The sequence below is a fragment of the Streptomyces sp. NPDC058307 genome (assembly GCF_042880295.1).
In the GTDB taxonomy this organism is placed as follows: Bacteria; Actinomycetota; Actinomycetes; order Streptomycetales; family Streptomycetaceae; genus Streptomyces.
The window spans coordinates 127,953-153,068 of record NZ_JBHVYZ010000003.1; the positions used below are offsets into that span (position 1 = coordinate 127,953).

Genomic DNA, 25,116 nt, shown 5'->3' on the forward strand with positions numbered 1-25,116 from the left:
GGTCAGAACCGCAGCACACCCGCGATGCCGTCGGCGCCGCCCAGCGTGCCGTCCGGTACGAAGCGGACCTCGGCGCCGGTCTCCAGGCACTGTTCGACGATCTCGTCCACGATGTCCTCGCGGGCGTCGAGGTCACCGCTGTCGGCCGGGACCAGATGGTCACCGCCCTCGTCGCGGACCGTGACTCGGTAGTTCTCCTCGACGGCCAGCAGCCGCAGCCGGCCCTCCCGGGCGCTCTGCCAGATCTCGTCGACACCGGCCGCGAACGCCCGCCGCCCGCGCGCCGATTCGAGCTCGCGGGTCACCGCGTCGGTGCTCCTGCGGGCATCCGCGGCGACCAGCGGCCGGACCGCCTGCCACACCGCCTCCGGGGTGCCGTGCGCGAGCCCCCCGTGCGGGACGTGCACCGCGTCCCTGGTGACACTGCCGACCTCGTGCAGGGCGGACAGCGCCCCGGTCTCGCCGGTGACGTACAGCGGGCGCGGGTCCTCGCGCAGCACCTTGGTCATCGCCGAGTCGGCGTCCCGCAGGAAGTGCCGCGTGTCCTCGTCGCGGTAGGTGCTGGGCAGGTCGCCGATCCGTTCCAGGCGCTCGGCGTCGAAATTCTCGCGGGTCCTGGTCAGCGGGAAGCCGCCGGCGCGGTGCTCGGCGACCCGGTCGACACCACCGTTCCACAGTGCGGCGCGATCGGCGGAGACCGACAGCACCCAGAACGGTCGCTCGGAGGCCTGCGCGGAGACGAGGTTGCGGGTCAGGAAGGTGTCCGAGAGAACCACGCGCTCCGGCACGGCACGGGCCAGGGACCAGACCTGGTGCTCACCCGGCGCGGCGAAGATCGCCAGTCCGTCCTCGGTATGCGCCAGATCGATCTCGGCGAGGGCCTGGTCCAGCTGCCGGGAGACGTCGATGCGCCGCAACCGGGGAACCGCCGGATCGGCCTCCAGCTGCTTCTTGGCCTCGGCCACCACATTGCGCAGCCGGACCGGATCCTGGGCGTTCTCGGGTTCGCGGCGGTGGGTCGGCGTCAGCACGGACACCGCCGGATAGGCGCGCGGGCGGCGCAGTTCGGAGAGGGTCGCAGGACTGAGTGCGTGCTCCATAACAGCACCATAGGGCCGATCGGGCTATTAGGCATTCGGGGCAACTTGATCGGGCATACTGGGCATTTCGTTGATGTGACGCCGGTACCTGACGGCTCACGCCGTGAGCAGTGCGCGTAACGGCGATCGAGCCCTGCGCCACCGCGCACAGGGTCTCGGCGCCGTCGGCGTCCACGGTGCTGAGGCCGCTGCGGCACACCACCCGGGTACGACCGGCCCGCACCACCCGGGTACGACCGGCCCGCACCACCCGGGCGCGGGCGCGCAGCAGCTCGCCGCGGGCGGGCCGCAGGAAGTCGATGGAGAAGTCTGCGGTGGTCACCGTGGAGACGGCCATCGAACCCGCCGCGAACGAGCACGCGTTGTCCGCCGCGTAGCCGAGCACTCCGCCGTGCAGGGTGCCGTGCTGCTGGAGCAGGTCGCCGCGGATGCCGAACTCGAGTGTCGCCCCGCCCTCCTCGAAAGCGGTCAACCGGGCGCCGACCAGCGCGCGGCGGCCAGACAGCACCGGTCGGCGGGGGTGCGCAGGCGGTGTGCGGCCCGCTGGAGCAGGAAGTAGAGACCAAAGGAAGCGCACCCGCGTGAACACCGGGCCGTCGTACTGGAGTTGACCGAGACAGGGGCCGACGCCCTGCGCGCCGCCCAGCCGGAGATCGACCGCTTCAACGCGGAACTGCGCGAGGTGCTGGGCGGCGACGGCCATGCACCGGCTCGCGTGCTGGGAGTCCTGAGCCGGACCCCGGTTCCCCCGTTCGCCTCAGTCGTCGCGTTCTGCCCCGCACGAGCTGCCGTTCGGCGGCAGGCTGCCGTACATCAGGAAGTCGTCGACCTTGCGGTGCACGCACTTGGAGGAGCCGTAACCGGTGTGGCCCTCGCCCTTGTTGTCGAGGACCACGGCCGAGTCGCCGAGGCGCTTCGCGGTCTCCACGGTCCAGCGGTACGGCGTCGCAGGGTCGCCGCGGGTGCCGACGAGCAGTATCTTCGGCGTGCCGACGTCACGGACCTTCTCGCGGATGAAGTCGGTGCCCTTGGGGCGGCCGTAGCACATGAGGTACTCGGTGAGCCGGTAGCGGCCGAAGACCGGGGACGCCTTCTCATAGGCGGCGCGCAGCCGGGTCAGGTCCTTGGTGATCCGGTCGGCGCCGGGGCGGTCGGGATCGTCCGCGCAGTTGACCGCCATCAGCGCCGCCGGAAGATTGTCGAGCGGCACGTCCTCCACGTCGGTGAGGGTGCTGTGCGTCGGGTCGTCGGAGGAAGGGCGGGCGCGGGTGAGGAAACCGGAGCCGCCGCCCGCGAAGGCGAGGACCCCAGTGGTGTCGCCGTCGTCGACCAGCTGGGCGAGCGCCCGCTCCAGTGAGGGCCACAGATCCTCGCTGTAGAGCGCCTGGCTGATGGCGCCCACGAGGTCCTGTCCGGTGAAGTCGGGGCCGAAATCCGTCGGCACCGGGTCCTCGTCCAGTGACGCCACCAGTCGTACGACCTGTTCCCGGGCGCCGCGTGCGTCGGTGCCGAAGGGACAGCCGATGTCCTTCACGCACCAGTCGACGAAGTCCTCCAGCGCAGTCTGCTGCCCGGCGGCGCCCGCCACGCCCTGCTCGGACAGCGGCTCGGTGAGGGTGTCCACACCGTCCAGCACCAGGCGGCCCACCTTCTTCGGGAACTGGGCCGCGTACACCGCTCCGAGCCGGCTGCCGTAGGAGAAGCCGAGGTAGTTGAGCTTCTTGTCACCGAGGGCCTGGCGCATGATGTCCAGGTCGCGGGAGGCGTTCACCGTGCCGATGTGCCGGAGCACCGGTCCGGAGTGCTCGGCGCACTGGGCGGCCGCCTTCCGCAACCTCCCGAGCACGGTCCGCGGATCCTGCGTGACGGCCGTCTCGTCGTCGGTGGCCGCCAGCGCCTCGTCGGTGCCGGCGCCGCAGCTGACCGGCGAGGACCTGCCCACGCCGCGCGGATCGAAGGACACCACGTCGTACTCGTCCGTGAGCCCCATGAAGTCGTCACCGCCGGCCGCGAGACCGGGCACGCCCGCGCCACCGGGGCCGCCGAAGTTCAGCACCACCGAACCCCGCTTGTGCTCGGCCGTGGACCGGTAGCGCGCGAGTGCCAGGTCGAGGGTGCGCGCGCGGGGCCTCGCGTAGTCGAGGGGAACGGTGACCTTTCCGCACTGCAGGTCGTCGGGGGTCTCCATGCCCACGCACTTCGACCACTTGATCTTCTGGTGGTAGAAGCGCGACAGGTCCGGTCCTGCGCCGTCCGCGGCCACGGCCGGCAGTCCGGCGCCGAGCAGGGCCAGCCCCACGGCTCCGGACAGAGCGCATCGCCGCCTCGTCACCTTGGCGAGCATCCATGCCTCCAAGGACGCCCATCGGCGCCCTCGATCACCATAAACGGCCCTTTGGCGGTCCGCCTCCGGACGAGCGGCGGCGTGTGCGTCGAGGGTGGCGGTAAGGGCTCGCCGGCTGTGCTCTCCCGCGACGGGGTACGCCTCCCGGCCCACCTGCCGGTCAACATCAGCGGCAACGCCGTGAACGTGGTCGGCGTGGGCAGCGCGTCCGTCGGCAACGAGTCCGTGTACCTGCCCGGGGGCCGGGCCGGGGGCGACCTCCCCCACACCGGCACGGGCCCACTCCTGCACGCCACGACGACCGGTACCGCACTCTGCTGCCGGTGGCGCCCATGGGAAGCACGCCGACGGGTGGCTTGCGAGAGTCAGCTCTCGTGGAACCGGCGGTGCAGCTGCCGTACGCGCTCCGTCAGCTCGGGCACCGGGCCCTCGACGACCACATCGGGGGCGACCTCGTTGACCGGCAGGGTCCGCACCGGTGCGCTGGCACTCCCAACTGGCCGAGCCACTCGGCGAGGCGCGGACGAGGTGACGTACACGATGCGCCCGAGGCCGACCCAGGTGTGCGCGGCGGCGCACATCGGACCGTGCTCACCGGAGGTGTACACGGTGGCCGCGGCCCGCTCCCCGGGTGGTCAGGCGCGCCGCCGACCAGCGGGTCGGCTCGAACTCGGGGTGCCGGGTGCGGTCGCCGGAGGCCACGCGGTTGCGGTCCTCGGCGAGGATCTCCCCGGCGGCGCTCACCAGGACCGATCCGAACGGTTCGGCCCCGGCCTCCAGTGCCTCGGCGGCCCGCTCGACGCAGCGGCGCAGATACGGCAGCTCTGTGTCCTTCGCGACCATGACCCGAGCCCAGGATCACCGCCGCGCCGGCGGAAACGCGTTTCGCCGGCCCACGGCGACCACTCCGAGCGCGACCAGCACCAGCGGCAGCGCCGTCCAGGGCAGGGCGCCCGCACCCAGGTCCTCCAGCGCCACTCCGCCGGTCAGCGAACCCACCGCGATCCCGGCGTTGTACACCGTGGTCTGCAACGACGTGGCCGCGTCCGCCCGCTCCGGGCCCGAGGCGTCGACCAGCGCCGTCTGGATCAGCGTCGGCGCGCCCCCGAACGCGACGCCCCACAGGGCGACCGAGACCAGCAGCACGCCCGGCACCCCGGCGGCGAGCCCCAGTACGAGCATCACGGCCGCGCACAGCCCCAGCGCCCCGAGAAGCGTCGGCCGCGGATGCCGGTCCACCAGCAGCCCGGTGAGCCAGATCCCCACCACCGTCGCCGCCCCGAACACCAGCAGGACCACTCCCGTACGGCCGAAGCCGGCATGGGCCGCGAACGGGGCGACGTACGTGTACATCACCTGGTGCCCGACCAGAAGGAACAGCGTGACGGACAGGACGGCCGGGACGCCGGGCAGTGCGGCGACCCGGACGAGCGGTACGCGCGCGTGCCGCGTCTCGCCGGGGAAACCGGGCACCCGCCACCGCACCCAGCCCACCAGCAGCACCGCGAGCCCGGACAGCAGCCCGAACGCCGTGCGCCAGCCCACCGCCCCGGCCAGCGCCGTGCCGGCCGGGACGCCCAGGGACAGGGCGAGGGTGATCCCGGCGAGCACGATCGCGATGGCCCGGCCGCGCCGCGCGGCCGGCACCATCCGTGCCGCGTACCCGGCGAGCATCGCCCACAGGGTTCCGCCCGCGCACCCGGCGACCAGCCGGGCGGCGAACGTCAGGGAGTACGACGAGGACAGCGCCACCACCGCGTTGCTCACCGCGAAGCAGAGCAGCGCCCCGCCGAGCACCCGTCGGCGCGGCAGCCCGCGCAGCAAGGCCGTGAGCGGGATGGCGGCGGCAAAGGACGCGGCCGCGTACCCGGTGACGAGGAAGCCGATCCGGGCCTCGGAGACACCCAGGGCCGGGGCCATGCGGGGCAGCAGTCCCGCGGGCAGCAGCTCGGTCAGCACGGCGGTGAAGGCGGCCGTGGACAGGGCGAGGAGCCCGGACCACGGCAGCGGGGCGGACGCGGGCAGGGGTGTGCCCTTGGCCGGGGAGATGGTGGACATGCGACCATGCTCGGACCTTCACATCAGTGTGAAGGCAAGGGCGACCCGGGAGCACGTCATGAGGATCGGTGAGCTGTCCCGCCGTACGGGAGTCCCCACCAGGCTGCTGCGCTACTACGAGGAACAGGATCTGCTCCACCCCGAGCGGGCCGACAACGGCTACCGCTTCTTCGGCGAGGCGGCGGTCCGGGACGTCCAGCAGATCCGCGGGCTGCTGGACTCGGGCCTGACCACGGAGATGATCCGCGCGATCCTGCCGTATCTGTCGGGACCGGAGGAGATTCTGCTGCCGACCGAGCACCTGACGCCCGAGACGGCCGCCCTCCTGGAGGCCCACGTCGACCGCATCCAGGCCCGGATCGACTGCCTGGCCCGCAACCGCGACCGGCTCAGCGCCTACCTGGCGTCGGTGCGCGCGGCGGACGGGCGGCCGTAACGCCATTGCCGCGGGGGCTTCCGGGTGATGAAGTGGGCCCATGGATCATGTTGCGGTACTCGCCCTCTTCGACCGGAATATGCGCGAAGGCGCCCAGCCGGACGGTCCCGGTGCGCGTGTGGAGCGGGTCGGCAGGGTGGTCCGTCAGGTCGCCGCCGACCATGGCTGGAACGGCGTGGTCTGGTCCGACCTGGACGAGGCGAGTGCCGACAAGGCCATCGCCGAGCAGATCGCGCACTACACCGGGCTCGGCATCGAGTTCGAGTGGAAGCTGTACGGGCACGACCTGCCCGTCGACCTGGGAGAGCGGCTCAGGGCGGCCGGGTTCACCCCCGAGCCCGAGGAGACGCTGATGATCGCCGAGGTCGCCGACCTCACCCTGGACATCGAGCCGCCCGAGGGGATCCGTTTCCTCCCGGTCACGGACCGGGCGGGCGTCGACCTCGTGGCGGACGTGCACGAGAAGGCATTCGGCACCGACAGCTCCCGGCTACGGCGCCAACTGCTGGCCCGGCTCCAGGACGACCCCGACACCGTGGTCGCGACCGTCGCACTCGCCGGTGACGAGCCGGTCAGCGCGGCCCGTATGGAGCTGGTGCCCGGCACCCGTTTCGCCGGCCTGTGGGGCGGCGGCACCGTCGAGGGCTGGCGCGGCCGCGGCATCTACCGTGCCCTGGTCGCCCACCGCGCCCGCGCCGCCGTGGAACGGGGATACCGCTACCTCCAGGTCGACGCGATGGCCACGAGCCGCCCCATCCTGGAACGCCTCGGGTTCGAGCCGCTGACCATCACGCAGCCGCACGTGTACCGGCCGTAGACTCCGGCGCCTGTCAACTGGGGTGGACGCCGGTGTACCTCTCCGGCCGCAAGGGTCTGGCCGCACTGCGGGCCGCCACGACCCGGTGATCACAGGTCGAGCTGGTACTCCACGGCCCGGTGCGTCGGCAGGTATCCGAGGGAGTCGTTGACGGCGAGCATCGGCTTGTTGCTCTCCGCGGTGTCGGTGCACAGCCCGGACAGGGCGGGGTGCCGTTCGAGGGCGTGGCGGACGGCCGCCGCCTTCATCCAGCGGGCGAGGCCACGCCCACGGTGTTCGGGGAGCACGGCGGTGCCGTAGTGCTGACCGTCGCCCAACCCGTCGCCGGGCACGACCAGTTCGGAGAACCCGACCACGCTTCCGTCCGCCGCGTCCACGACGGCGACGGTGTGCAGCAGCTCGCCGCGCCGCGCGACGGCCTCCGCGGCCGCGACCACGCGCTCCACGTCCCAGACGACCCTGCCGAAGTCCGTACCCTCCATGGGCATGTCGTCCATCGCCCGCCGCGAGTCGGCGAACGACCGCGCCAGGGCGTCGGGCACGGTGCCTTCCCACTCGGTCAACCGGTAGCCGGGGTGGGGCAGTTCGAGGAGCGCGTCGATCGCGGCACGATCGACGTCGGCCAGCGTGAGCCGGGCGTACGTGAGCGCCAGGACCGGCCGGAAGCCCCGGGCCGGCAGGAACAGATCGGCGGGGGAGCCCTGTACGGCCTGTGCGATGACCGACCGCCGTCGCTCCGCCTTCGCCGTTTCCAACGCGGCCTGCAGAAGCCGGGTTCCGATGCCCTGCCGCCGCTCGGCGCCGTGCACCGCGAGCTGCAGTTCGGCGAGGTGCTCCTGCCCCTCCTTCGTGAACAGCCGCAGGAAGGCGGACCCGAGCGGCACACCGTCGTCCCCGGCGGCCAGCCAGGCCAGACGGCGACTGGAGGGGGCGGGCCGGGGATCGGCGAGCGGGATGATGTCGAAGGACAAGCGGGTCTCCGTCACGGGGGAGGGGCGGCGGGCGCTTGAAGCCTGCCGTCGGACTCCGGCGTACGCAACGGGATTTGCCGCCGTGGTCCTGCGCGGGGCGCCGTGGTCCTGGGCGCGATGCCATGGTCCTGAGGCGCGATGCCATGGTCCTGGGTGCGGCACCGCGGCCCTCCGGGCGGCGCCGGGTCCTGCGCGGGGCGCCGGGTCCTGCACGTGGTGCCGCGGTCCTGCACGTTGCCATGGTCCTCCACACGGTGGCGTGGCCTACGTGCGGTGGTGTGGCCTATGCGCGGCGGGGCGGCCTCCACTCAGCGGGGTGGCCTACGCGCGGCGGGGTGGCCTACGCGCGGCGGGGTGGCCTATGCGCTGCGGCGCGCCGGAGGCTCCGGCGCGCCGCACTCTCGTACGTGCTCGCACCGAAGCTCGTACGTGCTGGTGTGCTGCTTCGTTCCGTACAGCTGTCAGCGGCGCGCCTTCGACCGGTCCAGCGCCGCCACTCCGAGCGCGGCGAGGGCGATCTGGATGAGCCACTCGACCCAGTCGACGCCGTTGGTGTCGGCCACGCCGAAGGCCGCGGCGATCGCCGAGCCGATCAGTGCGGCCACGATGCCGACCAGGATGGTCAACAGGATTCCGATGCGCTGACGGCCCGGCACCACGAGCCGGCCCAGGACACCGATGACGATGCCGATCACGATGGCACTGATGATGCCGCTGACTTCCATCTCCGCCCCTTTTCCGATGAGCAACGATGCACTCCGGATGCCCGCCGACGGCGTCCGCAGTCAGGCTCTGTCCCAACCGTCGGTCAACACCGGGTCAATCCTCGTCGGGAGGACCGGACGGTTCTGTTCAGCCCTCTGCATGTCATGTACGGTCCAAATGGATCGCGTATCTATGCGCGTAGTTCCCGTCCCGCATCGCCCTTCCCCAACTCCTCACGGAGGTATGCCGGATGCCCGGACTCACCCTTCCCCGCCACAGACTCGGCGCCGTCCTCGCCGGAGTCACCCTCCTCGCCGCAGGTGTCGCCGTACAGGCCACCGCCACTCCCGCCGCCGCTGCCACCCCGCACCGGATCCTCTTCGACAACGCGCACGCCGAGACGGCCGGAAACGCCGACTGGATCGTCTCCACCAGCCAGCCCGACCCCTTGGGGCAGGACTCCTCGCCCTCCGCCGAGACCGACTGGACCGGCGCCCTCTCCTCCTGGGGCGTCGCCCTGCAGAAGACCGGCGCCTACAGCCTCAAGACGGCGACGAGCGCCCTCACCTACGGCGGCTCCTCCGCCACCGACCTGTCCAACTTCGACACCCTGGTCCTGCCCGAGCCCAACACGCTGTTCACGACCGCCGAGAAGACGGCGATCATGACCTTCGTGAAGAACGGCGGCGGCCTCTTCATGATCTCCGACCACACCGGCTCCGACCGCAACAACGACGGCGAGGACGCGGTCGAGATCCTCAACGACCTGATGAGCAACAACAGCGTCGACTCCACCGACCCGTTCGGCTTCTCCATCGACTCCCTGAGCATCAGCTCCGACTACCCGTCGGCCATCAGCGACAGCGGCAACCCCGTCCTGCACGGTTCCTTCGGCACGGTCACGAAGAGCCTCATCGCCAGCGGCACCACGGCCACCCTCAAGCCCGCCGACAACGCGAACGCCAAGGGCCTGCTCTACCGGACCGGTTACTCGGGCAACACCGGCGCCTTCTTCGCCACGAGCACCTTCGGCAGCGGCCGGGTCGCCTTCTGGGGCGACAGCTCACCCGTCGACGACGGCACCGGCCAGTCCGGCAACACCCTCTACGACGGCTGGAACGACTCCGGCGCCACCAACGCGGCCCTCGCCCTCAACGCCACCGAGTGGCTGTCCGGCGGGAGCAGCAGCGGCGGCGGGGACGGCGGCGGAGGTTCCACCTGCACGTCGGCGCAGCTCCTCGGCAACAACGGCTTCGAGTCCGGCAGTTCGACCTGGACCGCGAGCAGCGGAGTGATCACCAACTCCGGCAGTCAGTCCGCCCGTACCGGCTCCTACTACGCCTGGCTCGACGGCTACGGCTCCGCGCGCACCGACACCCTGTCCCAGTCCGTGACCGTCCCCTCCACGTGCACCAAGGCCACGCTCAGCTTCTACCTGCACGTCGACACAGCCGAGACCTCCACCAGCACCGCCTACGACACCCTCAAGGTGCAGGTCCTCAACAGCTCGGGCACGGTACTGAGCACCCTGGCCACGTACTCGAACCTCAACGCGGCCTCCGGCTACACCCAGCGCAGCTTCAACCTGGCGGCCTACGCGGGCCAGGGTGTCACCCTCAAGTTCACCGGCACGGAGGGCTCCACGCTCCAGACGTCGTTCGTCATCGACGACACGGCACTGAACGTCAGCTGATCCCGGCCGGGACCCACCCGGTGGCGGCCGTCACCTCGGCCGCGACGTCGATCACCGTGCGCCCGTCGGTCCCCACGCGCAGCGTGCCGGCGGGCGCACGCTCGTCCAGCAGTCGCGCCTTGCGGGCACTGCCCCGCAGCTCCCGCTCCAGCTCGGAGCCGAGCTCCCGCCCGGTCAGCCGCCGTTCGGCCGTCTCGTCGGTAGCGGTGAGCAGGACCCGTACGATCCGCACGCCGTCCCCCATCACCCGCCGGAACATGTCCGTCGACTCCTCCAGCACGCTCGCGGTGTTCACGTAGACGAGGCGCCGGTAGCCGAGCTCGGCGTAGTTCCCCCACACGGCGCTCAGGTTGCGCTCACCGATGGCGGCCCGGTGGGGATCGCCCTCGGGTGCCGGATGGACCTGCTCCATGAAGTCCCCGTCGATCACGGCATGGGCGACCCGAGCGGCCCGCAGGCGCGCCGAGACCTCCCAGCCCACGGTCGTCTTGCCGACCCCGGCGCGTCCCCCGACGAGCAGCACCTCCGCATGATCCATACGGCGGGAGTGGCACGCCGAGTCCGGGCAGGGCCAGGTAGTTTCAGAGGGTTCGGTTCGGGTCCATGGTGCGAGACCCCCCCGGGGAGGCGGTCGAAGATGGAGGAGTCGGTGCTCGGCGGCGGCGCGGTCAACCTGGTCGTCCGGGTCGGCGACACCGTGCGGCGCCCGCCACACGAACGGTCGGACTTCGTGCGGGAGTTGCTCGCCCTGTTCGAGAAGGCGGGCTGGCCCGGGGCGCCGCGGTTCCTCGGTGTCGACGGACTCGGCCGGGAGACCTTCGGCCATGTCGAGGGCCGGGCCGCCGTGAGCCCGCGCGAGCGCGCCGCGGTCCGGACCGACGAGGCCCTCGCGGAGGTTGCCCGGCTAGTCCGTGTCTTCCACGACCTCACCCACGGAACAGCGCTCGCCGGGGACCGGGACGTCGTCTGCCACAACGACCTCGCACCGAAGAACACCGTGTACACCGCGGGGCGGCCCGCCGCGTTCATCGACTGGGACCTTGCCGCTCCGGGCGAGCGGATGCACGACGTCGCCCACGTGTGCTGGCAGTACCTCGACCTGGGGCCGGACGTGGCGGACGTACGGGGGGCCGCGCGCCGTATCCGGCTGATCTGCGATGCCTACGGCCTCGACGGGCGGGACGGGTTGCTGGACACGGTGCTGTGGTGGCAGGACCGGTGCCGGAGGGGGATCGAGGCGGGTGCGCTACGGGGCGAGCGGGCCATGATCCGGCTGCGCGAACAGGGGGTCGTGGACGAGGTGCGGGCCGCGGAGGAGTGGGTGGCGGATCACCGCCGTGAACTCGGCGCCTTCCTGGGATGACCGCCGGTCCGGACACGGCATGGCCGGTCCACGTCGGGTGGACCGGCCATGCCGTCTCCTTGGTCGAGGGATCCGCTACGGCCTGGGGGCGCTCTTCGCCGCCGTGACGGTGCACATCAGCCCCAGGATCACCGCGAGGGCGCCGATGATGATGTTGTTCAGCGCCACACCGGCGTCGGGGCTGTCACCGACGACCCAGGGAGCGATGATCATCCAGACGCCGACCGCGCAGAAAGCCCAGCTGAGGCCGTACATGCGCTCCGGGGTCTGGGTGAATCCGAGCGCCAGCAGGCCGATCGCAATGCCCACGATGAGGTTGTGGGTCATGAGGGCGGGCTGGCTCGTCGTGTAGTGGAGTATCCAGGGGGACACGGCACAGTACAGACCGAGCAGGAACACCGGTCCGTCCACGAGCGCCACATCGCGACCGCCGAGCATGCGGGCGTAGCGTTCCCGCATTTCCGGAGCGTCCGGGTGGCTCGTGATGTCACCTCGGCTGCGTGAGACGTTGGCCATGATTCGTCTCCTTCGACTTCTGGCCCGACCGCGGCTGATGCGGGAGTGCGGTAGGCACCGCCTGTGTACATTCTGCGCTTATTTCCCCTTTATGTGTAGAGGTGACTGCGGGTCTCGGAGGGGATAGCAGGTCCCAGAACTCGCGTCGGTTCTGCGTCGTATAGTCACTCCATGAGTGAGACCAGTCTCACCACCGGTGCCCTGGCCCGCCGACTGGGCGTGTCGCCCACCACGCTGCGCTCCTGGGACCGCCGCTACGGAATCGGCCCCGCCGTCCGCACCGACGGCCGGCACCGCCGCTGGACACCGCGGGACGTCGCCGTGCTGGAGGCGATGTGCCGGCTCACCTCCGCGGGTGTACCGCCCGCCGAGGCGGCCCGCGCGGCCAGGGAGCCGGGCGGCGCCACGGTCCCGCCGAGGACGCCGGTACCCGCGGCCCGCGCACGGTCCCGGGCGGCCGGCCCGCTTCCCCTGGGCGATGTGCGCCAGGAGTGCCGTGGTCTCGCCCGCGCGGCCGTGCGCCTCGACGCGCCCGCCGTGGAGGAGCAGTTGACCGCGGCGGTCGAGACCCACGGCCTCGCCGTCGCCTGGCAGGAGGTGATGGTGCCCACGCTGCACGCGGTGGGCCGCAAGTGGGCCTCGTCCGGGGACCGTTACGTCGAGGTCGAGCACCTGCTGTCCTGGCACATGTCCACCGCGCTGCGCCGCCGCACCCGCCCCCCGGCCCGACAGGGCGACCCGCTCGGCCCCGGGCCGGTCGTGCTGGCCTGCGTCCCCGGTGAGCAGCACACGCTGGCGCTGGAGGCCCTCAACGCCGGCCTGAGCGAACTGGGCCTGCCCACCAGGATGTTGGGGGCCGCCGTACCCGCGGAGGCGCTGACCGCCGCGGTGGACCGGCTCGGCCCGGCGGCCGTCGTCCTGTGGGCGCAGGCCCGCTCCACGGCGAGCCTGCCGCTGGCCCGGCATATCGCCGGTGCCCAGTGGGGTGTGAAGGGCGCCCGCAGAAGCCCCGCGGTGATGCTGGGCGGGTCCGGTTGGCTCGGCCGTTCCGCCCCGGGAACGCTCCGGCCGACGGCCTTCGAGGACGCCCTGGACTCCCTGGCCCGTCTGTATACGGCCGAATCGCCTCCGGTGTCCGGCTGACCTCAGGGGCCCGAGCCGTCTCCGGTACCCCGCCGACCTCAGTCGCGGCCGCGCGCCCGCTTGAAGCGGGCCAGCCCCTCGGACAGGTCCACGATCGGATCCGGGTAGTCCAGCGCGGCGCGGTCCAGGCCGCGTAGTTTCCAGGGCTCGTGCACCGCGGGCCCCTCCAGCGCGGCCAGTTCGGGCACCCAGCGGCGGACGTACGTGCCGTCCGGGTCGTACCGCTTGGCCTGCGCGACCGGGTTGAGGACCCGGTTGGGGCGGGTGTCGGTGCCCGTGCCCGCCATCCACTGCCAATTGAGCTGGTTGTTGGCGAGGTCCCCGTCCACCAGCAGGTCCAGGAAGTGCCGGGCGCCGATCCGCCAGTCCACGTACAGCGTCTTGGTGAGGAAGCTCGCGGTCAGCAGGCGGCCGCGGTTGTGCATCCACCCTTCGTGCCGCAGCTGGCGCATCGCCGCGTCGACGACCGGGTAGCCGGTGCGGCCCGCCTTCCATGCCTCGATGTCGTCCCCGGCGGTCCGCTCGGAGCGCCAACTGTCGTGCTGTGTGCGGTAGTCGGCGGCGGCCGAGGCAGGGCGGGCCGCGAGCACCTGCCGGTGGAAGTCGCGCCAGGCGAGCTGCCGTACGAAGGCCTCCGCGCCCGGACCGCCCGCCCGGCGCGCCCGGTGGACGAGTTCCACGGGGGAGAGGGTGCCGAAGTGAAGGTGCGGGGAGAGCCGGGAGGTCGCGTCGCCGGCCAGGTCGTCGTGACGGTCCGCGTACCCGGCGAGGCCGGTCCGCAGCCAGTCGGCGAACCGCTTGCGGCCCCGCGTCTCACCGCCCTCGGCGAGGCCCTCCGAGAGCCCGGCCAGGCCGTCGCGGGACGGCAGCGGTTCGGACTCCACGCCGTCGGGGACCCGCAGGGTCCGCAGGGCGGTGAGCGGGTCCCGCAGCCGTTCCTGCGACCAGCGCCGGAAGTAGGGCGTGAAGACGGCGAAGTGGTCCGACAGGGCCGGGACCACCACGCCGGCGGCGACGGCCGTGGTCACCGTGGCGTGGACGTGCAGCCGTACGCCCTCCGCCTCCAGGGCCCGGCGCAGCCGCTCCTCCCGCCGGTGGGCGTGTGCGCTGACGTCGGACGCCATGTGCACCTCGTCGGCGTCCGCCTCGGCGGCGACCTTGCGCACCTGGTCGACGAGGTCGCCGGAGCGCACGACCAGCCGGCCGCCCCGCTCGCGCAGACCGGCGTCCAGGTCGCGCAGACAGTCGGCGAGGAACGCCAGCCGGTTGGGCGCGGCGAACCCGGCGGCGTCCACGGCCCGGTCCCGCACGAACAGCGGGACGACCCGCTCGGTGCCGTCGAGCGCCGCCGTGAGCGGCGGATGGTCGTGCAGGCGCAGGTCGCAGGTGAACAGGACGACCGAGATGCTCATGGTGCGTACTCCGGGGGTGCGGAAGGGAGCCGGGAGGTCAGGGGACCGGGACGCGCTTCGGATCACGGGCCGCCGAACCCGCCGCGGCCCGGGCGATGTTGCGGGCCATGCCGCCGAAGACGATCGCGTGGAAGGGCGAGACGCTCCACCAGTAGGCGTGGCCGAGCAGACCGTGCGGATGGAACAGGGCACGCTGCCGGTAGCGGGTGCCGCCGTCCTCGCCGGTCCTGACTCCCATCTCCAGCCAGGCCAGGCCCGGCAGCCGCATCTCGGCCCGCAGCCGCAGCAGCCGGCCGGGCTCGATGGCCTCGACCCGCCAGAAGTCCAGCGAGTCGCCGACCCGCAGCCGTGCCGCGTCCCGGCGCCCCCGGCGCAGTCCGACCCCGCCCACCAGCCGGTCCAGCAGGCCCCGTAGCGCCCACGCGAGGGGGAAGGAGTACCAGCCGTTCTCCCCGCCGATGCCCTCGACGACCCGCCACAGCGCCTCGGGCGAGGCGTCGACCCGCAGCTCCCGCTCGTCGCGGTAGAGGCTTCCGCCGGCCCAGTCGGGATCGGTGGGCAGCGGATCGCTCGGGGCCCCGGGCACCGACGCCGACGACCACCGGGTGGTGACCCGCGCCTCCCGCACCCGTTGCAGAGCCAGTCGTACGGCGTCGTCGAAGCCGAGCGGAGGGCCGGGCGGGCCGGAGAGGTGGTGGGCGATGTCGTCCTCGTGGCAGACCACCTCGTGCCGCAGCGACTCGGTGAGCGGACGGGCGATCGAGGCGGGCACCGGCGTCACCAGGCCCACCCAGTGACTGGAGAGCCCGGGGGTGAGCACCGGCACCGGAAGGATGATCCGGCGCGGCAGCCCGGCGACCGCCGCGTACCTGAGCATCATCTGCCGGTAGGTGAGAACCTCCGGGCCGCCGAGGTCGAAGGCCCGGCTCACGTCCGACGGCATCCGGGCGCTGCCGACGAGGGCCCGCAGCACATCGCGGACCGCCACCGGCTGGATGCGGGTGTGCACCCAGCTCGGGGTGACCATCACGGGAAGGCGCTCGGTCAGGTACCGCAGCATCTCGAAGGAGGCCGAGCCCGAGCCGATCACGACGGCCGCCCGCAGGACCGTGGTCGGGACCCCGGAGTCCAGCAGGATGCGGGCCACCTCGGCGCGGGAACGCAGGTGCGGGGAGAGTTCCTGCTCGGGCACCCCCGCCGGGGTGAGGCCGCTGAGGTGCACGATCCGTCGCACACCCGCGATCCGGGCCTGCTCGGCGAAGATCCGTGCGGCCCGGCGGTCGGTGTCCTCGAAGTCGCTGCCGGAACTCATCGCGTGCACCAGGTAGTACGCCACGTCCACCCCGTCCAGGGCCCGGGCCACGGACGCGGCGTCCGTCACGTCACCGCCCGCCACCTCGGCCCGGCCGGCCCAGGGATGGTCGCGCAGCCGGTCGGGGGAACGGGCCAGACACCGCACGCGGTACCCCGCGTCCAGTAGCTCGGGAACCAGACGCCCGCCGATGTATCCCGTCGCACCGGTCACCAGACAGCGCGGTCCCGCGCGCGTGACGTCCTGGTCCATCGCTTCCCGGCCCTTCCTGTCGCCCCCTGTGATCACTTCCCCCGCCGGGCCTCGTCCGGATGCGGGTCCGGGCCATGCAACCGGAGCGAAAACACCAAGACGTGCACATGTGCGCCTGAATCCCGGGCAAGCGGAGTCGTACGAGACGGTTCGTCAGCGATGTTGGAGGTGTCTGCCGCTATGAGCGCGAAGGTGTTGGAGCGGTTTCCTGCAGGGGCTCCGCGCGGATCGTGGCCGGCAGAGGAGTATGCGGCGCAAAGGCGTGCGCAGGGGGAACCTGCGACCGTGGTGATGGACATCCAGTCCGACGCGTTCCTCGTGGTCGTCCCGAGCCGCGACGAGGACTGACACGCGGCCTCAGGGGGAGCTCGTCAGCGTCCCGCCCAGCTGCCGGGCCCGGCGCACGAACACCTCGTGCAGGTCCCGCGCCGCCCGCGGCACGGACTCGGCCCTGCGGCGCTGAAGCATCAGCAGCACCCGGGTCGTGTCGCCCTCGATCGGCCGGTGGGTGATCGTGCCCTGACGTTCCAGCGGATCCCCGACCACGCTGAAGTCGGGAAGCACGGTCACCCCCAGCCCCTCTGCCACCATCAGCTTGCCCATCTCCGCCCCGTCGGTGGAGTACGCGAAGGAAGCGTCCCGCCCGTCCAGCAGCCGGTGGACGAAGCGGTGCATGACATAGCCGGTACGCATGGCGATCAACGGCTGGGAGAGCAGATCGTCCACCGGCACACTCGTTCGCGCGGCCAGCGGACTGTCCGGGCGCAGGCACACCACAGGGCGTCCGTGCAGAAGCTGCGTCGACTCGAAACCGGCCGGTGTGTCGTCGCCGTCGAGATGGTTGACCAGCCCGAGATCGAACCCGCCCTCCGACAGGGCTCGGTGGATGTCGCTCTGCTGGGCGCCGACCACCTCGACCTGGGTGACCGGATGCGCGGCCCGGAAGTCCTCGACCGCCGGGATGAGCAGCGGCACGGTCGCCGCGTTCACCGTGCCGACGCGGACCATACGGCTGATGCGGTGCTGTTCCCCCGCCGCCGACCGCAGCCGGTCCACCGCCTCCAGCACGCCGACGATGTGCGGCAGCAGCTCCCGGCCCTCCGCGCTCATCGTCGCCCCGGACCGCTTGCGCTCCAGCAGGTCGACCCCGAGCTCGCGCTCCAGGTTCCGCACGGTCTCGCTCAACGCGGGCTGCGACAGGCGCAGTTCCTCCGCCGCCCGGCGCAGTGAACCGAGCCGGGTCACCGCGGCGATGTATTCCAGTTGTTCGGTCCGCATGCCCGAAGAATGCGGGCCATTTCCCGCCCGGTTCAAGGGTTTCCCTGTCACACGTTCGTGAAATTCAATGGTCCGCGATACGAGACCGGTCGGGTTTTCCTTGACGCCTCTCGCCGCCGGCTGTCACGATCGACGGCATGAAGATGCGACTGGACCTCACGCGGCGACGCCATGTCGACCTCGCGCGCGTCTCCAGCGCCTCCTGTTGCGCCGCGGCCTGATCAACCTCCCGCCGATCCGCCGCGCCTCTCCCTCTTTCGAGAGTTCTTGCGAGAGCTCTTTCGAGAGTTTCCACGCCTGAATTCCGTGCGCCCGCGCACCCCTTGAATTCGGCGTGCCCGAGAACATTCCGCAACAGGAGTCACGCATGCCTGCCGCGCCCGTGAAATTCGCCTACTGGGTCCCCAACGTCAGCGGAGGACTCGTCACCAGCAAGATCGAGCAGCGCACCGACTGGGGCTACGACTACAACCGCGAACTCGCCGTCCTCGCCGAGAACAACGGATTCGACTACGCCCTCAGCCAGGTCCGCTACATGGCCAGCTACGGCGCCGAGTACCAGCACGAGTCGACCAGCTTCAGCCTCGCCCTGCTGCTCGCCACCGAGCGCCTGAAGGTCATCGCCGCCGTCCACCCCGGCCTGTGGCACCCCGGCGTCCTCGCCAAACTCGGCGCCACCGCCGACCACCTCTCCAAGGGCCGCTTCGCCGTGAACGTCGTGTCGGGCTGGTTCAAGGGCGAGTTCACCGCCCTCGGCGAGCCCTGGCTGGAGCACGACGAGCGCTACCGCCGCTCCGAGGAGTTCATCACCGCCCTGCGCAAGATCTGGACGGAGGACCACGCCGAACTCGCCGGTGACTTCTACCGATTGCGCGACTTCTCCCTCAAGCCCAAGCCCCTCAACACCGAGGAGCGGCCGCACCCGGAGATCTTCCAGGGCGGCAACTCCACCGCGGCCCGCGCCATGGCCGGCCGGGTCTCAGACTGGTACTTCTCCAACGGCAAGGACTTCGACGGGGTGGTCGAGCAGCTCACCGACGTCCGCAAGGCCGCCGCCGAAGTCGGGCGCACCGCACCGAAGTTCGGCCTCAACGGCTTCCTCATCGCCCGGGACACCGAGGCCGAGGCCCGCGACACCCTCCGGGAGATCGTCGCCAAGGCCGACAGCGAGGCCGTCGAGGGATTCGGCGCCGCCGTGAAGCAGGCCGGACAGTCCACCGGCGACAAGAAGGGCATGTGGCAGGACTCCACCTTCGAGGACCTCGTCCAGTACAACGACGGCTTCCGCACCGGCCTCATCGGCACACCGGAGCAGATCGCCGAGCGGATCGTCGCCTACAAGAAGCTCGGCGTCGACCTCCTCCTGCTGGGCTTCCTGCACTACCACGAGGAGGTCGAGTACTTCGGCAAGCGAGTACTGCCGCTCGTGCGTGAGCTGGAGGCCCAGCTCCCCGAGTCCACCCCCGCCCAGGTCTGAGGAGGTCACCGAGATGAGCACCGTCACCAACAACACCGACTGGCAGAACCGTCCCGCCCCCGAGACTGCGCGGGACTGGATCGCCCGCGCCGCCGAGGTCGCCGCAGTCCTCGCCACCGACGCCGCCGCCCGGGACCGGGCGGGCGCCACGCCGTACGCCGAGGTCCAGCTCCTCAAGGACGCCGGCCTCGTCACCCTCCTCGGCCCCACCGAGCACGGCGGCGCGGGCCAGGACTGGCCCACCGCCTACCGGGTCGTCCGCGAGATCGCCAAGGCCGACGGCTCCATCGGCCAGCTCCTCGGCTACCACTACCTGTGGTTCTGGGCCGCCCGCCTGGTCGGCACCCGCGAGCAGTGGGAGCACGTCGAGGCCGAGGCGTCCCGCAACCGCTGGTTCTTCGGCGGCGCGGTCAACCCGCGGGACAAGGACGTCGTCGTGACCGAGGACGGCGACGACCTCGTCTACACCGGCCGCAAGTCCTTCTCCACCGGCAGCAAGGTCTCCGACGTCACCGTCCTCGAAGGCGTCCTGGAAGGCACCGACCAGCACATCTTCGCCATCGTGCCCTCCGACTCGGCGGGCCTGACCTTCCACGACGACTGGGACAACATCGGCCAGCGCCTCACCGAGAGCGGCGGTGTCACGCTCGACGGCGTACGCACCCCGTGGTCGAGCGCGGCCGGATACGTCGACAAGGTGTTCCAGCCGCGCGTCTACAACACCCTCAACGTCCCCACCATCCAGCTGGTCTTCGTCAACTTCTACCTCGGCATCGCGGGCGGCGCGCTGGAGACGGCCGCCACCTACACCCGCGAGAAGGCCCGCTCCTGGCTGCACGGCGGCTTCGAGCGCGCGGTCGACGAGCCGTACGTCATCGACACCTACGGCGACCTCACCGCGAAGCTCTGGGCGGCCGAGGCCCTCGCCGACGCCGTCGCCGCCGAGGGCCAGAAACTGCACGACGACCCCGACGCGGTCACCGAGCAGGCCCGCGGCGACTTCGAGGTGCGGGTCGCCGCCGTGAAGGCCCGCGCCACCGACGTCGCCCTGGAGATCTCCAGCAGGATCTTCGAGGTGACCGGCGCCCGTTCCACCGCCACCGCCGAAGGCCTCGACCGCTTCTGGCGCAACGTCCGCACCCACACCCTCCACGACCCCGTCGCCTACAAACGGCGCGAGGTCGGCCGCTGGGTCCTCGAGGGCGAACTGCCCGAACCCACCTGGTACTCCTGACCGCTTCCCCGGGGCGCCCCCTCCTGAACCGGGGGCGCCCCGCCTCCCCGCCCCGAAAGAGGACCCCATGGCCACCGTCCTGTCCGTCTCCGGCAGCCCCTCCGCCTCCTCCCGCACCAACCGGCTGCTGCGCCACCTCGACCGGCGCCTGACCGCGCAGGGCCACGAGGTGATCCCGCTCGACGTGCGGACCATCCCCGCCGAGGCCCTGCTCGGCGCCGACTTCCAGCATCCGGCGATCGTCGAGGCCACCGAACTGTTCGCGCGGGCCGACGGGGTCGTCGTCGCCACCCCCGTCTACAAGGCCTCGTACTCCGGAGTCCTCAAGGCCCTGCTGGACCTGCTCCCGCAGTACGCCCTCGCCGGCAAGACCGTGCTGCCGCTGGCCACCGGCGGCTCCACCGCCCATGTCCTGGCCATCGACTACGCGCTCCGCCCGGTCCTCAGCTCCATGGGCGCGGCCCACATCGTGCAGGGCTGGTTCACCCTGGACAAGGAGATCAGCGTGCAGGACGACGGCACGCTGAGCGTCGCGCCCACCGCGACCGAGGCGCTCACCCTGGTCGTGGACCAGTTCTCGACCGCGCTGGGACGGCGGCCGGTGCTGGCGGCGGCGGGCTGATCCACCATGACAGCGTCGAGCACATCCCCCGGTCCGGCCCACGTGATCGCCGACGACGCGGAGGCCCTCGCGGTCGCTGCGTCGCTCGCCGCGGAGTTCCGCGCCGGCGCCTCCGCCAGGGACGCCGAACGCAGGCTGCCCCGCGAGGAGTTGGACCGGCTCTCCGCCTCCGGGCTGCTCGCCGTCACCGTCCCCGCCGAACACGGGGGAGCGGACGTGAGCGCGCCGACCCTCGCCGAGATCTTCCGGCTGCTCGCCTCCGCCGACGCGAGCCTCTCCCAGATCCCGCAGAGCCACTTCGTCTACGCCAATGTGATCCGCCGTCAGGGCACCGACGAGCAGCGGAAGTTCTTCTTCGCCGAACTGCTCGCCGGCCGCCGCTTCGGCAACGCGCAGTCCGAGGCCGGAACCAAGCACGTCCAGGACATCCGCACCCGACTGCACCCGCAGCCGGACGGCTCGTACCGTCTCGACGGCGTCAAGCACTACTCCACCGGCGCCCTGTTCGCCGACTGGATCCCCGTGCTGGCCCGCGCCGAGGACGACAAGCTGTACGTGGCCTACGTGCCGGCGGACGCCCCCGGCCTCACGGTGATCGACGACTGGGACGGACTCGGTCAGCGTACGACGGCCAGCGGCACCGTCCGCCTCGAAGGCGTCGAGGTCCCCGCCGACCGCGTCCTGCCGCACCACCTGACCTTCGAGGGACCCCAACTCCACGGAGCCGTCGCCCAGTTGCTGCACGCCGCCATCGACACCGGCATCGCCGGGGGAGCGCTCGCGGAGGCGGCGGAGTTCGTCCGGACGAAGAGCCGCCCCTGGTTCGAGAGCGGTGTCGACACGGCCGCCGAGGACCCGCTGCTGATCCAGCGCTTCGGCGAACTGGCCATCCAGGTAAGGGCGTCCGAGGCCCTGCTGCGGGAGGCCGCCCAGGCCGTGGACGCCGCCCGGGCCGACCTCACCGACGACTCGGCGGCCGAGGCGTCCATCGCGGTCGCCGCCGCCAAGGTGCAGGCGGCACAGGCCGCGGTGGAGGTGGCGAGTGCCCTCTTCGAGGTGTCCGGCACCCGCTCGGCCCTCAACTCCCTGAACCTGCACCGGCATTGGCGCGACGCGCGGACCCACACCCTGCACGACCCGGCCCGCTGGAAGATCCAGCACATCGGCAAGTACGTGCTCAGCGGCACCCGGCCGCCCCGGCACGGCCTCCTGTAGCACACAGCGGACCTTCCCGATCGGAGACCCCCATGTCCCTCACCTTCCACTGGTTCCTGCCGACCAACGGCGACAGCCGCCATGTCGTGGGCGGTGGTCACGGCACGCCCGCCACCGTCTCCGGACGGGACCGGCCGCCGACGGTCGCCTACCTGAGCCAGATCGCGCGGGCGGCCGAGGACCTGGGCTTCGTGGGGGCGCTCACGCCCACCGGCGCCTGGTGCGAGGACGCGTGGCTCACCACCGCGATGGTCAGCCAGAACACCGAGCGCCTGAAGTTCCTGGTCGCCTTCCGGCCCGGCTTCGTCTCGCCGACCCTCGCCGCGCAGATGGCCTCCACCTTCCAGCGGCAGACCGGGGGACGGCTGCTGCTCAACGTGGTCACCGGCGGGGAGAGCCACGAGCAGCGGGCCTACGGGGACTTCCTCGACAAGGACGCCCGCTACCGCCGTACCGGCGAATTCCTGGACGTCGTACGGGGGTTGTGGGAGGGCAAGACCGTCGACCTGCACGGCGAGCACCTCCGTGTCGAGGACGCGAAACTGGCGCGGGTGCCCGACCCGGTGCCCGAGGTGTACTTCGGCGGGTCCTCACCCATCGCCGGGGAGATCGCCGCCAAGTACGTCGACGTGTACCTCACCTGGGGCGAGCCGCCCGCGCAGGTCGCCGAGAAGATCGCCTGGATCCGGGGGCTCGCTGCCAAGGAGGGCCGCACCCTGCGCTTCGGGATCCGGCTGCACGTCATCACCCGGGACACCTCCGAGCAGGCCTGGGCGGAGGCGAACCGGCTGCTCGACGGCTTCGACCCGGAGACCGTCAGGTCGGTGCAGGCCGGGCTCGCCCGCAGCGAGTCGGAGGGGCAGCAGCGGATGCTCGCCCTGCACGGCGGCGGCGACCGCAACGGCCTGGAGATCCACCCCAACCTGTGGGCCGGCATCGGCCTGGTGCGCGGCGGCGCGGGCACCGCGCTGGTCGGCAGCCACGACGAGGTCGCCGAGCGGATCAAGGAGTACCACGCCCTGGGCATCGACGAGTTCGTGCTCTCCGGCTACCCGCACCTGGAGGAGGCGTACTGGTTCGGCGAGGGCGTCCTGCCCCGCCTCGCCGCGCAGGGGCTGTGGCAGCACCCGTCCGGCGAGCGGGCCGCGCCCTCGGCACAGGTGCCGTTCGCGAGCTAGGTCCGTCACCACGTACGCTCACGGGTTCGACTGCGCATCCGTCGAGAGGAACAGCCCGTGAGCGACTGGACGTTGACCAGGACCTTCCGCAGCAGCTCCGGTGAGGTCCGCTGGGACAGCCTCGGAGATCCCGGCCGTGACCCGGTCGTCCTCCTGCACGGCACGCCCTTCTCCTCGTACGTGTGGCGTGCCGTGGCCCGGGCCCTGTCCCGGCGCCACCAGGTGTTCGTGTGGGACATGCCCGGCTACGGAGCCTCCGAGAAGTCCGCGGGCCAGGACGTCTCCCTGGCGGCCCAGGGCAGGGTCTTCACCGAACTCGTCGCGCACTGGGACCTGGACCAACCCCGCGTGGTGGCCCACGACTTCGGCGGTGCCGTGTCCCTGCGGGCCCATCTGCTGCACGGCGCCCGCTACCGCTCGCTCACCCTCGTCGACCCGGTCGCGCTGGCCCCCTGGGGAACGCCGTTCTTCCGGCTCGTCGGCGAGCACTCCGAGGTCTTCGACCAACTCCCGCCCGCCCTGCACCGGGCCCTCGTCCGCGAGTACGTCAGCTCCGCCAGCAGCCCGGGCCTGCATCCCGCCGTCCACGACCGGCTCGTCGAACCCTGGCTCGGCGACACCGGCCAAGCCGCCTTCTACCGCCAGATCGCCCAGGCCGACCAGCGTCACACCGACGAAGTGCAGGACAGGTACGGCGAGATCGCGATCCCGGTCCTGGTGTGCTGGGGCGAGGACGACACCTGGATCCCCGCGGACAAGGGGCGCGAACTCGTGGCCCGCATCCCCGGAGCGCGCCTCGAACTCATCCCCGGCGCCGGTCACCTCGTCCAGGAGGACGCACCCGCCGAACTCATCGCGGCCCTCCTCGGCTAGATCTCCGTGAGCGCGTCCAGATGCGCCCGCCGCACCTCGGCCGTCTGCCCCTGCACGAGCAGGAACATCCCCTCCCGGAACAGCCGTTGGGCCGTACCGCCGAGATCCATGGCCCGGCCGCCCCCGGCCACCACGGCCGCGGTCGTGGCGGCGCGCATCAGGTCGTACGACCGCGTCTTGAGCGCCAGCCGTTCCGGCACGCGCTCATACGGGACGGGATGCTCGGCCAGCTCGTACACCTGCCCGCGCACCTCGTCGAGTCGGCCGCGAAGGGCGGCTGCCGTGTCCCGCTCGCCGGCCTCCTCCAGGAGGTGGAGCGCCGCGTAGGCCACGCCGAAGACGGCGGGGGAGGCGTTGGTGTTGCGCGGCCGGTCCACCAGCGCGAACTTCTCCTGCGGGGTGCGCAACACCACGGCGTCCTCGGGCAGCCACAGGCCGTCCAGTTCCAGGGAGACCGTCCGGGCCGCGGTGAGTGCCGCGAGCCGCATCGGCTCCGACGCCCGCACTCCCGGCTGCTCGTGCGCCTCGGTGAACGCGAACACCACCTCGTCCGCCTCGCTCACCCCGGCCAGCAGCATCACGTCGTTCAGGCCCCAGCCCGTGTACCAGGGCACCTTCCCGTCGAACCGCCAGCCGCCGCGCTCGGCCGTCGCCCGCACCGGCACCCGCGGAAACGCGCGGACGTGCGCGAACGCGATCCCGGCCAGCAACTCACCGGTCGCCAGCGGCCCGAGCAGCCGCTCCCGCACCGGCAGGGCGGACTGCGCGAGCATCCGCACCGGCGAGTGGTGCTGCGTCTGCACGAACCAGGTGGAGCAGCACGCCCCGGCGAGGATCTCCTGGACCTCCCGCGCCACCGCGTCGGGGGCGCCCGCACCGCCGTACTCCCTGGGCGCGCTCACCCCGAGCAGCCCTGAGCGCCTGATCGCGTCGAGGTGGCCCCTGGGCACCCCTTCCTGGTCGACCCGGGCCGCGTGCGGGGCGAGGAGGCCGTCGGCGAGGGTGCGGGCGGTGGCGAGGAGCGGGTGCGGTGCGGTGGTCATGGACAGGATTCTCCCGACTCCGTCGCGCGCGGTGTCGATCCGGGAGTGTGCCGTTCGTGTAGGAGGTGAGACAC

24 protein-coding genes and 3 pseudogenes are annotated in these 25,116 nt (G+C 72.0%); 14 read left to right on the forward strand and 13 right to left on the reverse strand.

The features are described from left to right. Positions 1-2: 2 nt before the first annotated feature. The 3 genes and pseudogenes from ACFVYN_RS03635 to ACFVYN_RS03645 form a co-directional block, all read right to left on the reverse strand. Positions 3-1,100 carry a chemotaxis protein gene (locus ACFVYN_RS03635; RefSeq protein WP_389991918.1) on the reverse strand — a complete coding sequence of 366 codons (1,098 nt, stop codon included), beginning with the start codon at positions 1,098-1,100 and terminating at the stop codon, positions 3-5. 115 nt (positions 1,101-1,215) lie between these two features. Beyond that, a pseudogene (locus ACFVYN_RS03640) lies at positions 1,216-1,608 on the reverse strand (PaaI family thioesterase); the annotation flags it as partial. Between the two features lie 249 nt (positions 1,609-1,857). Beyond that, complete coding sequence (locus tag ACFVYN_RS03645; protein WP_389991921.1) at positions 1,858-3,444, reverse strand: alpha/beta hydrolase; 1,587 nt, start codon at positions 3,442-3,444, stop codon at positions 1,858-1,860. 81 nt (positions 3,445-3,525) lie between these two features. Here ACFVYN_RS03645 and ACFVYN_RS03650 point away from each other — a divergent pair. Continuing rightward, positions 3,526-3,660: pseudogene (locus ACFVYN_RS03650) on the forward strand (chaplin family protein); the annotation flags it as partial. A gap of 149 nt (positions 3,661-3,809) precedes the next feature. Here the strand turns inward: ACFVYN_RS03650 and ACFVYN_RS03655 are convergent. Then, positions 3,810-4,287, reverse strand: a pseudogene (locus ACFVYN_RS03655) (nucleoside deaminase). A 15-nt stretch (positions 4,288-4,302) separates the two neighbouring features. After that, positions 4,303-5,502, reverse strand: a complete 1,200-nt coding sequence (locus ACFVYN_RS03660) for an MFS transporter (protein WP_389991924.1) — start codon at positions 5,500-5,502, stop codon at positions 4,303-4,305. A 58-nt stretch (positions 5,503-5,560) separates the two neighbouring features. Between ACFVYN_RS03660 and ACFVYN_RS03665 the strand changes: the two genes are divergently transcribed. After that, positions 5,561-5,938, forward strand: a complete 378-nt coding sequence (locus tag ACFVYN_RS03665; RefSeq protein WP_389992250.1) for a MerR family transcriptional regulator — start codon at positions 5,561-5,563, stop codon at positions 5,936-5,938. 40 nt (positions 5,939-5,978) lie between these two features. After that, the gene (locus ACFVYN_RS03670; protein WP_389991927.1) at positions 5,979-6,755 is read left to right on the forward strand and encodes a GNAT family N-acetyltransferase; all 777 of its coding nucleotides are present in this window, start codon (positions 5,979-5,981) and stop codon (positions 6,753-6,755) included. Positions 6,756-6,844: 89 nt separating this feature from the next. Here the strand turns inward: ACFVYN_RS03670 and ACFVYN_RS03675 are convergent, their stop codons facing one another. Both ACFVYN_RS03675 and ACFVYN_RS03680 read right to left on the reverse strand, forming a co-directional pair. Further along, a complete protein-coding gene (locus tag ACFVYN_RS03675) occupies positions 6,845-7,726 on the reverse strand; it encodes a GNAT family N-acetyltransferase (protein WP_389991930.1) in 882 nt (293 codons plus the stop codon). A gap of 461 nt (positions 7,727-8,187) precedes the next feature. Next, positions 8,188-8,451: a GlsB/YeaQ/YmgE family stress response membrane protein gene (locus tag ACFVYN_RS03680; RefSeq protein ID WP_352386050.1), complete on the reverse strand. Its 264-nt coding sequence runs from the start codon at positions 8,449-8,451 to the stop codon at positions 8,188-8,190. A 230-nt stretch (positions 8,452-8,681) separates the two neighbouring features. Between ACFVYN_RS03680 and ACFVYN_RS03685 the strand changes: the two genes are divergently transcribed. After that, complete coding sequence (locus ACFVYN_RS03685) at positions 8,682-10,124, forward strand: hydrolase (protein WP_389991932.1); 1,443 nt, start codon at positions 8,682-8,684, stop codon at positions 10,122-10,124. Here ACFVYN_RS03685 and ACFVYN_RS03690 read toward each other — a convergent pair. Then, on the reverse strand, positions 10,117-10,662 hold the full coding sequence (locus tag ACFVYN_RS03690) for a hypothetical protein (protein ID WP_389991935.1): 546 nt from the start codon (positions 10,660-10,662) through the stop codon (positions 10,117-10,119). The two genes, ACFVYN_RS03685 and ACFVYN_RS03690, sit on opposite strands and share 8 nt — an antisense overlap. Before the next feature lie 99 nt (positions 10,663-10,761). Between ACFVYN_RS03690 and ACFVYN_RS03695 the strand changes: the two genes are divergently transcribed. Next, the gene (locus tag ACFVYN_RS03695) at positions 10,762-11,487 is read left to right on the forward strand and encodes a phosphotransferase family protein (protein ID WP_389991937.1); all 726 of its coding nucleotides are present in this window, start codon (positions 10,762-10,764) and stop codon (positions 11,485-11,487) included. A gap of 75 nt (positions 11,488-11,562) precedes the next feature. Here the strand turns inward: ACFVYN_RS03695 and ACFVYN_RS03700 are convergent, their stop codons facing one another. Continuing rightward, a complete protein-coding gene (locus ACFVYN_RS03700; protein ID WP_389991940.1) occupies positions 11,563-12,003 on the reverse strand; it encodes an SPW repeat protein in 441 nt (146 codons plus the stop codon). A gap of 171 nt (positions 12,004-12,174) precedes the next feature. Between ACFVYN_RS03700 and ACFVYN_RS03705 the strand changes: the two genes are divergently transcribed. Then, positions 12,175-13,146, forward strand: a complete 972-nt coding sequence (locus tag ACFVYN_RS03705; protein ID WP_389991943.1) for a MerR family transcriptional regulator — start codon at positions 12,175-12,177, stop codon at positions 13,144-13,146. A gap of 38 nt (positions 13,147-13,184) precedes the next feature. Here ACFVYN_RS03705 and ACFVYN_RS03710 read toward each other — a convergent pair whose 3' ends face one another. Together ACFVYN_RS03710 and ACFVYN_RS03715 are read right to left on the reverse strand one after the other, a co-directional pair. Next, a complete protein-coding gene (locus ACFVYN_RS03710; RefSeq protein WP_389991946.1) occupies positions 13,185-14,558 on the reverse strand; it encodes a cryptochrome/photolyase family protein in 1,374 nt (457 codons plus the stop codon). Between the two features lie 37 nt (positions 14,559-14,595). Continuing rightward, positions 14,596-16,122, reverse strand: coding sequence for an SDR family oxidoreductase (locus ACFVYN_RS03715; RefSeq protein ID WP_389991949.1), 1,527 nt, complete (start codon positions 16,120-16,122; stop codon positions 14,596-14,598). A gap of 159 nt (positions 16,123-16,281) precedes the next feature. On the opposite strand from ACFVYN_RS03715, the gene ACFVYN_RS03720 reads away from it, so the two are divergent. Then, positions 16,282-16,470 (forward strand): hypothetical protein, encoded by a 189-nt coding sequence (locus tag ACFVYN_RS03720; protein WP_352386039.1) that lies wholly within the window; start codon positions 16,282-16,284, stop codon positions 16,468-16,470. Positions 16,471-16,479: 9 nt separating this feature from the next. Here the strand turns inward: ACFVYN_RS03720 and ACFVYN_RS03725 are convergent, their stop codons facing one another. Then, positions 16,480-17,400 (reverse strand): LysR family transcriptional regulator, encoded by a 921-nt coding sequence (locus ACFVYN_RS03725; RefSeq protein ID WP_389991952.1) that lies wholly within the window; start codon positions 17,398-17,400, stop codon positions 16,480-16,482. Positions 17,401-17,543: 143 nt separating this feature from the next. On the opposite strand from ACFVYN_RS03725, the gene ACFVYN_RS03730 reads away from it, so the two are divergent. The 7 genes from ACFVYN_RS03730 to ACFVYN_RS03760 all read left to right on the forward strand — a co-directional run bounded on the left by ACFVYN_RS03730 (position 17,544) and on the right by ACFVYN_RS03760 (position 23,999). Further along, complete coding sequence (locus ACFVYN_RS03730; RefSeq protein ID WP_350786652.1) at positions 17,544-17,621, forward strand: putative leader peptide; 78 nt, start codon at positions 17,544-17,546, stop codon at positions 17,619-17,621. A 146-nt stretch (positions 17,622-17,767) separates the two neighbouring features. Continuing rightward, positions 17,768-18,877, forward strand: coding sequence for a dimethylsulfone monooxygenase SfnG (sfnG, locus tag ACFVYN_RS03735; protein WP_389991954.1), 1,110 nt, complete (start codon positions 17,768-17,770; stop codon positions 18,875-18,877). A gap of 13 nt (positions 18,878-18,890) precedes the next feature. Continuing rightward, positions 18,891-20,111, forward strand: coding sequence for an acyl-CoA dehydrogenase family protein (locus tag ACFVYN_RS03740; protein ID WP_389991957.1), 1,221 nt, complete (start codon positions 18,891-18,893; stop codon positions 20,109-20,111). Between the two features lie 67 nt (positions 20,112-20,178). Beyond that, a complete protein-coding gene (gene ssuE, locus ACFVYN_RS03745) occupies positions 20,179-20,733 on the forward strand; it encodes an NADPH-dependent FMN reductase (RefSeq protein ID WP_389991960.1) in 555 nt (184 codons plus the stop codon). Positions 20,734-20,739: 6 nt separating this feature from the next. Next, complete coding sequence (locus tag ACFVYN_RS03750; RefSeq protein ID WP_389991963.1) at positions 20,740-21,948, forward strand: SfnB family sulfur acquisition oxidoreductase; 1,209 nt, start codon at positions 20,740-20,742, stop codon at positions 21,946-21,948. Between the two features lie 32 nt (positions 21,949-21,980). After that, positions 21,981-23,126, forward strand: coding sequence for an LLM class flavin-dependent oxidoreductase (locus tag ACFVYN_RS03755; protein WP_389991965.1), 1,146 nt, complete (start codon positions 21,981-21,983; stop codon positions 23,124-23,126). A 57-nt stretch (positions 23,127-23,183) separates the two neighbouring features. Further along, positions 23,184-23,999: an alpha/beta fold hydrolase gene (locus tag ACFVYN_RS03760; RefSeq protein WP_389991967.1), complete on the forward strand. Its 816-nt coding sequence runs from the start codon at positions 23,184-23,186 to the stop codon at positions 23,997-23,999. Here the strand turns inward: ACFVYN_RS03760 and ACFVYN_RS03765 are convergent. Next, positions 23,996-25,042: an acyl-CoA dehydrogenase family protein gene (locus tag ACFVYN_RS03765; RefSeq protein WP_389991969.1), complete on the reverse strand. Its 1,047-nt coding sequence runs from the start codon at positions 25,040-25,042 to the stop codon at positions 23,996-23,998. The genes ACFVYN_RS03760 and ACFVYN_RS03765 overlap by 4 nt on opposite strands. Between the last annotated feature and the right edge of the window lie 74 nt (positions 25,043-25,116).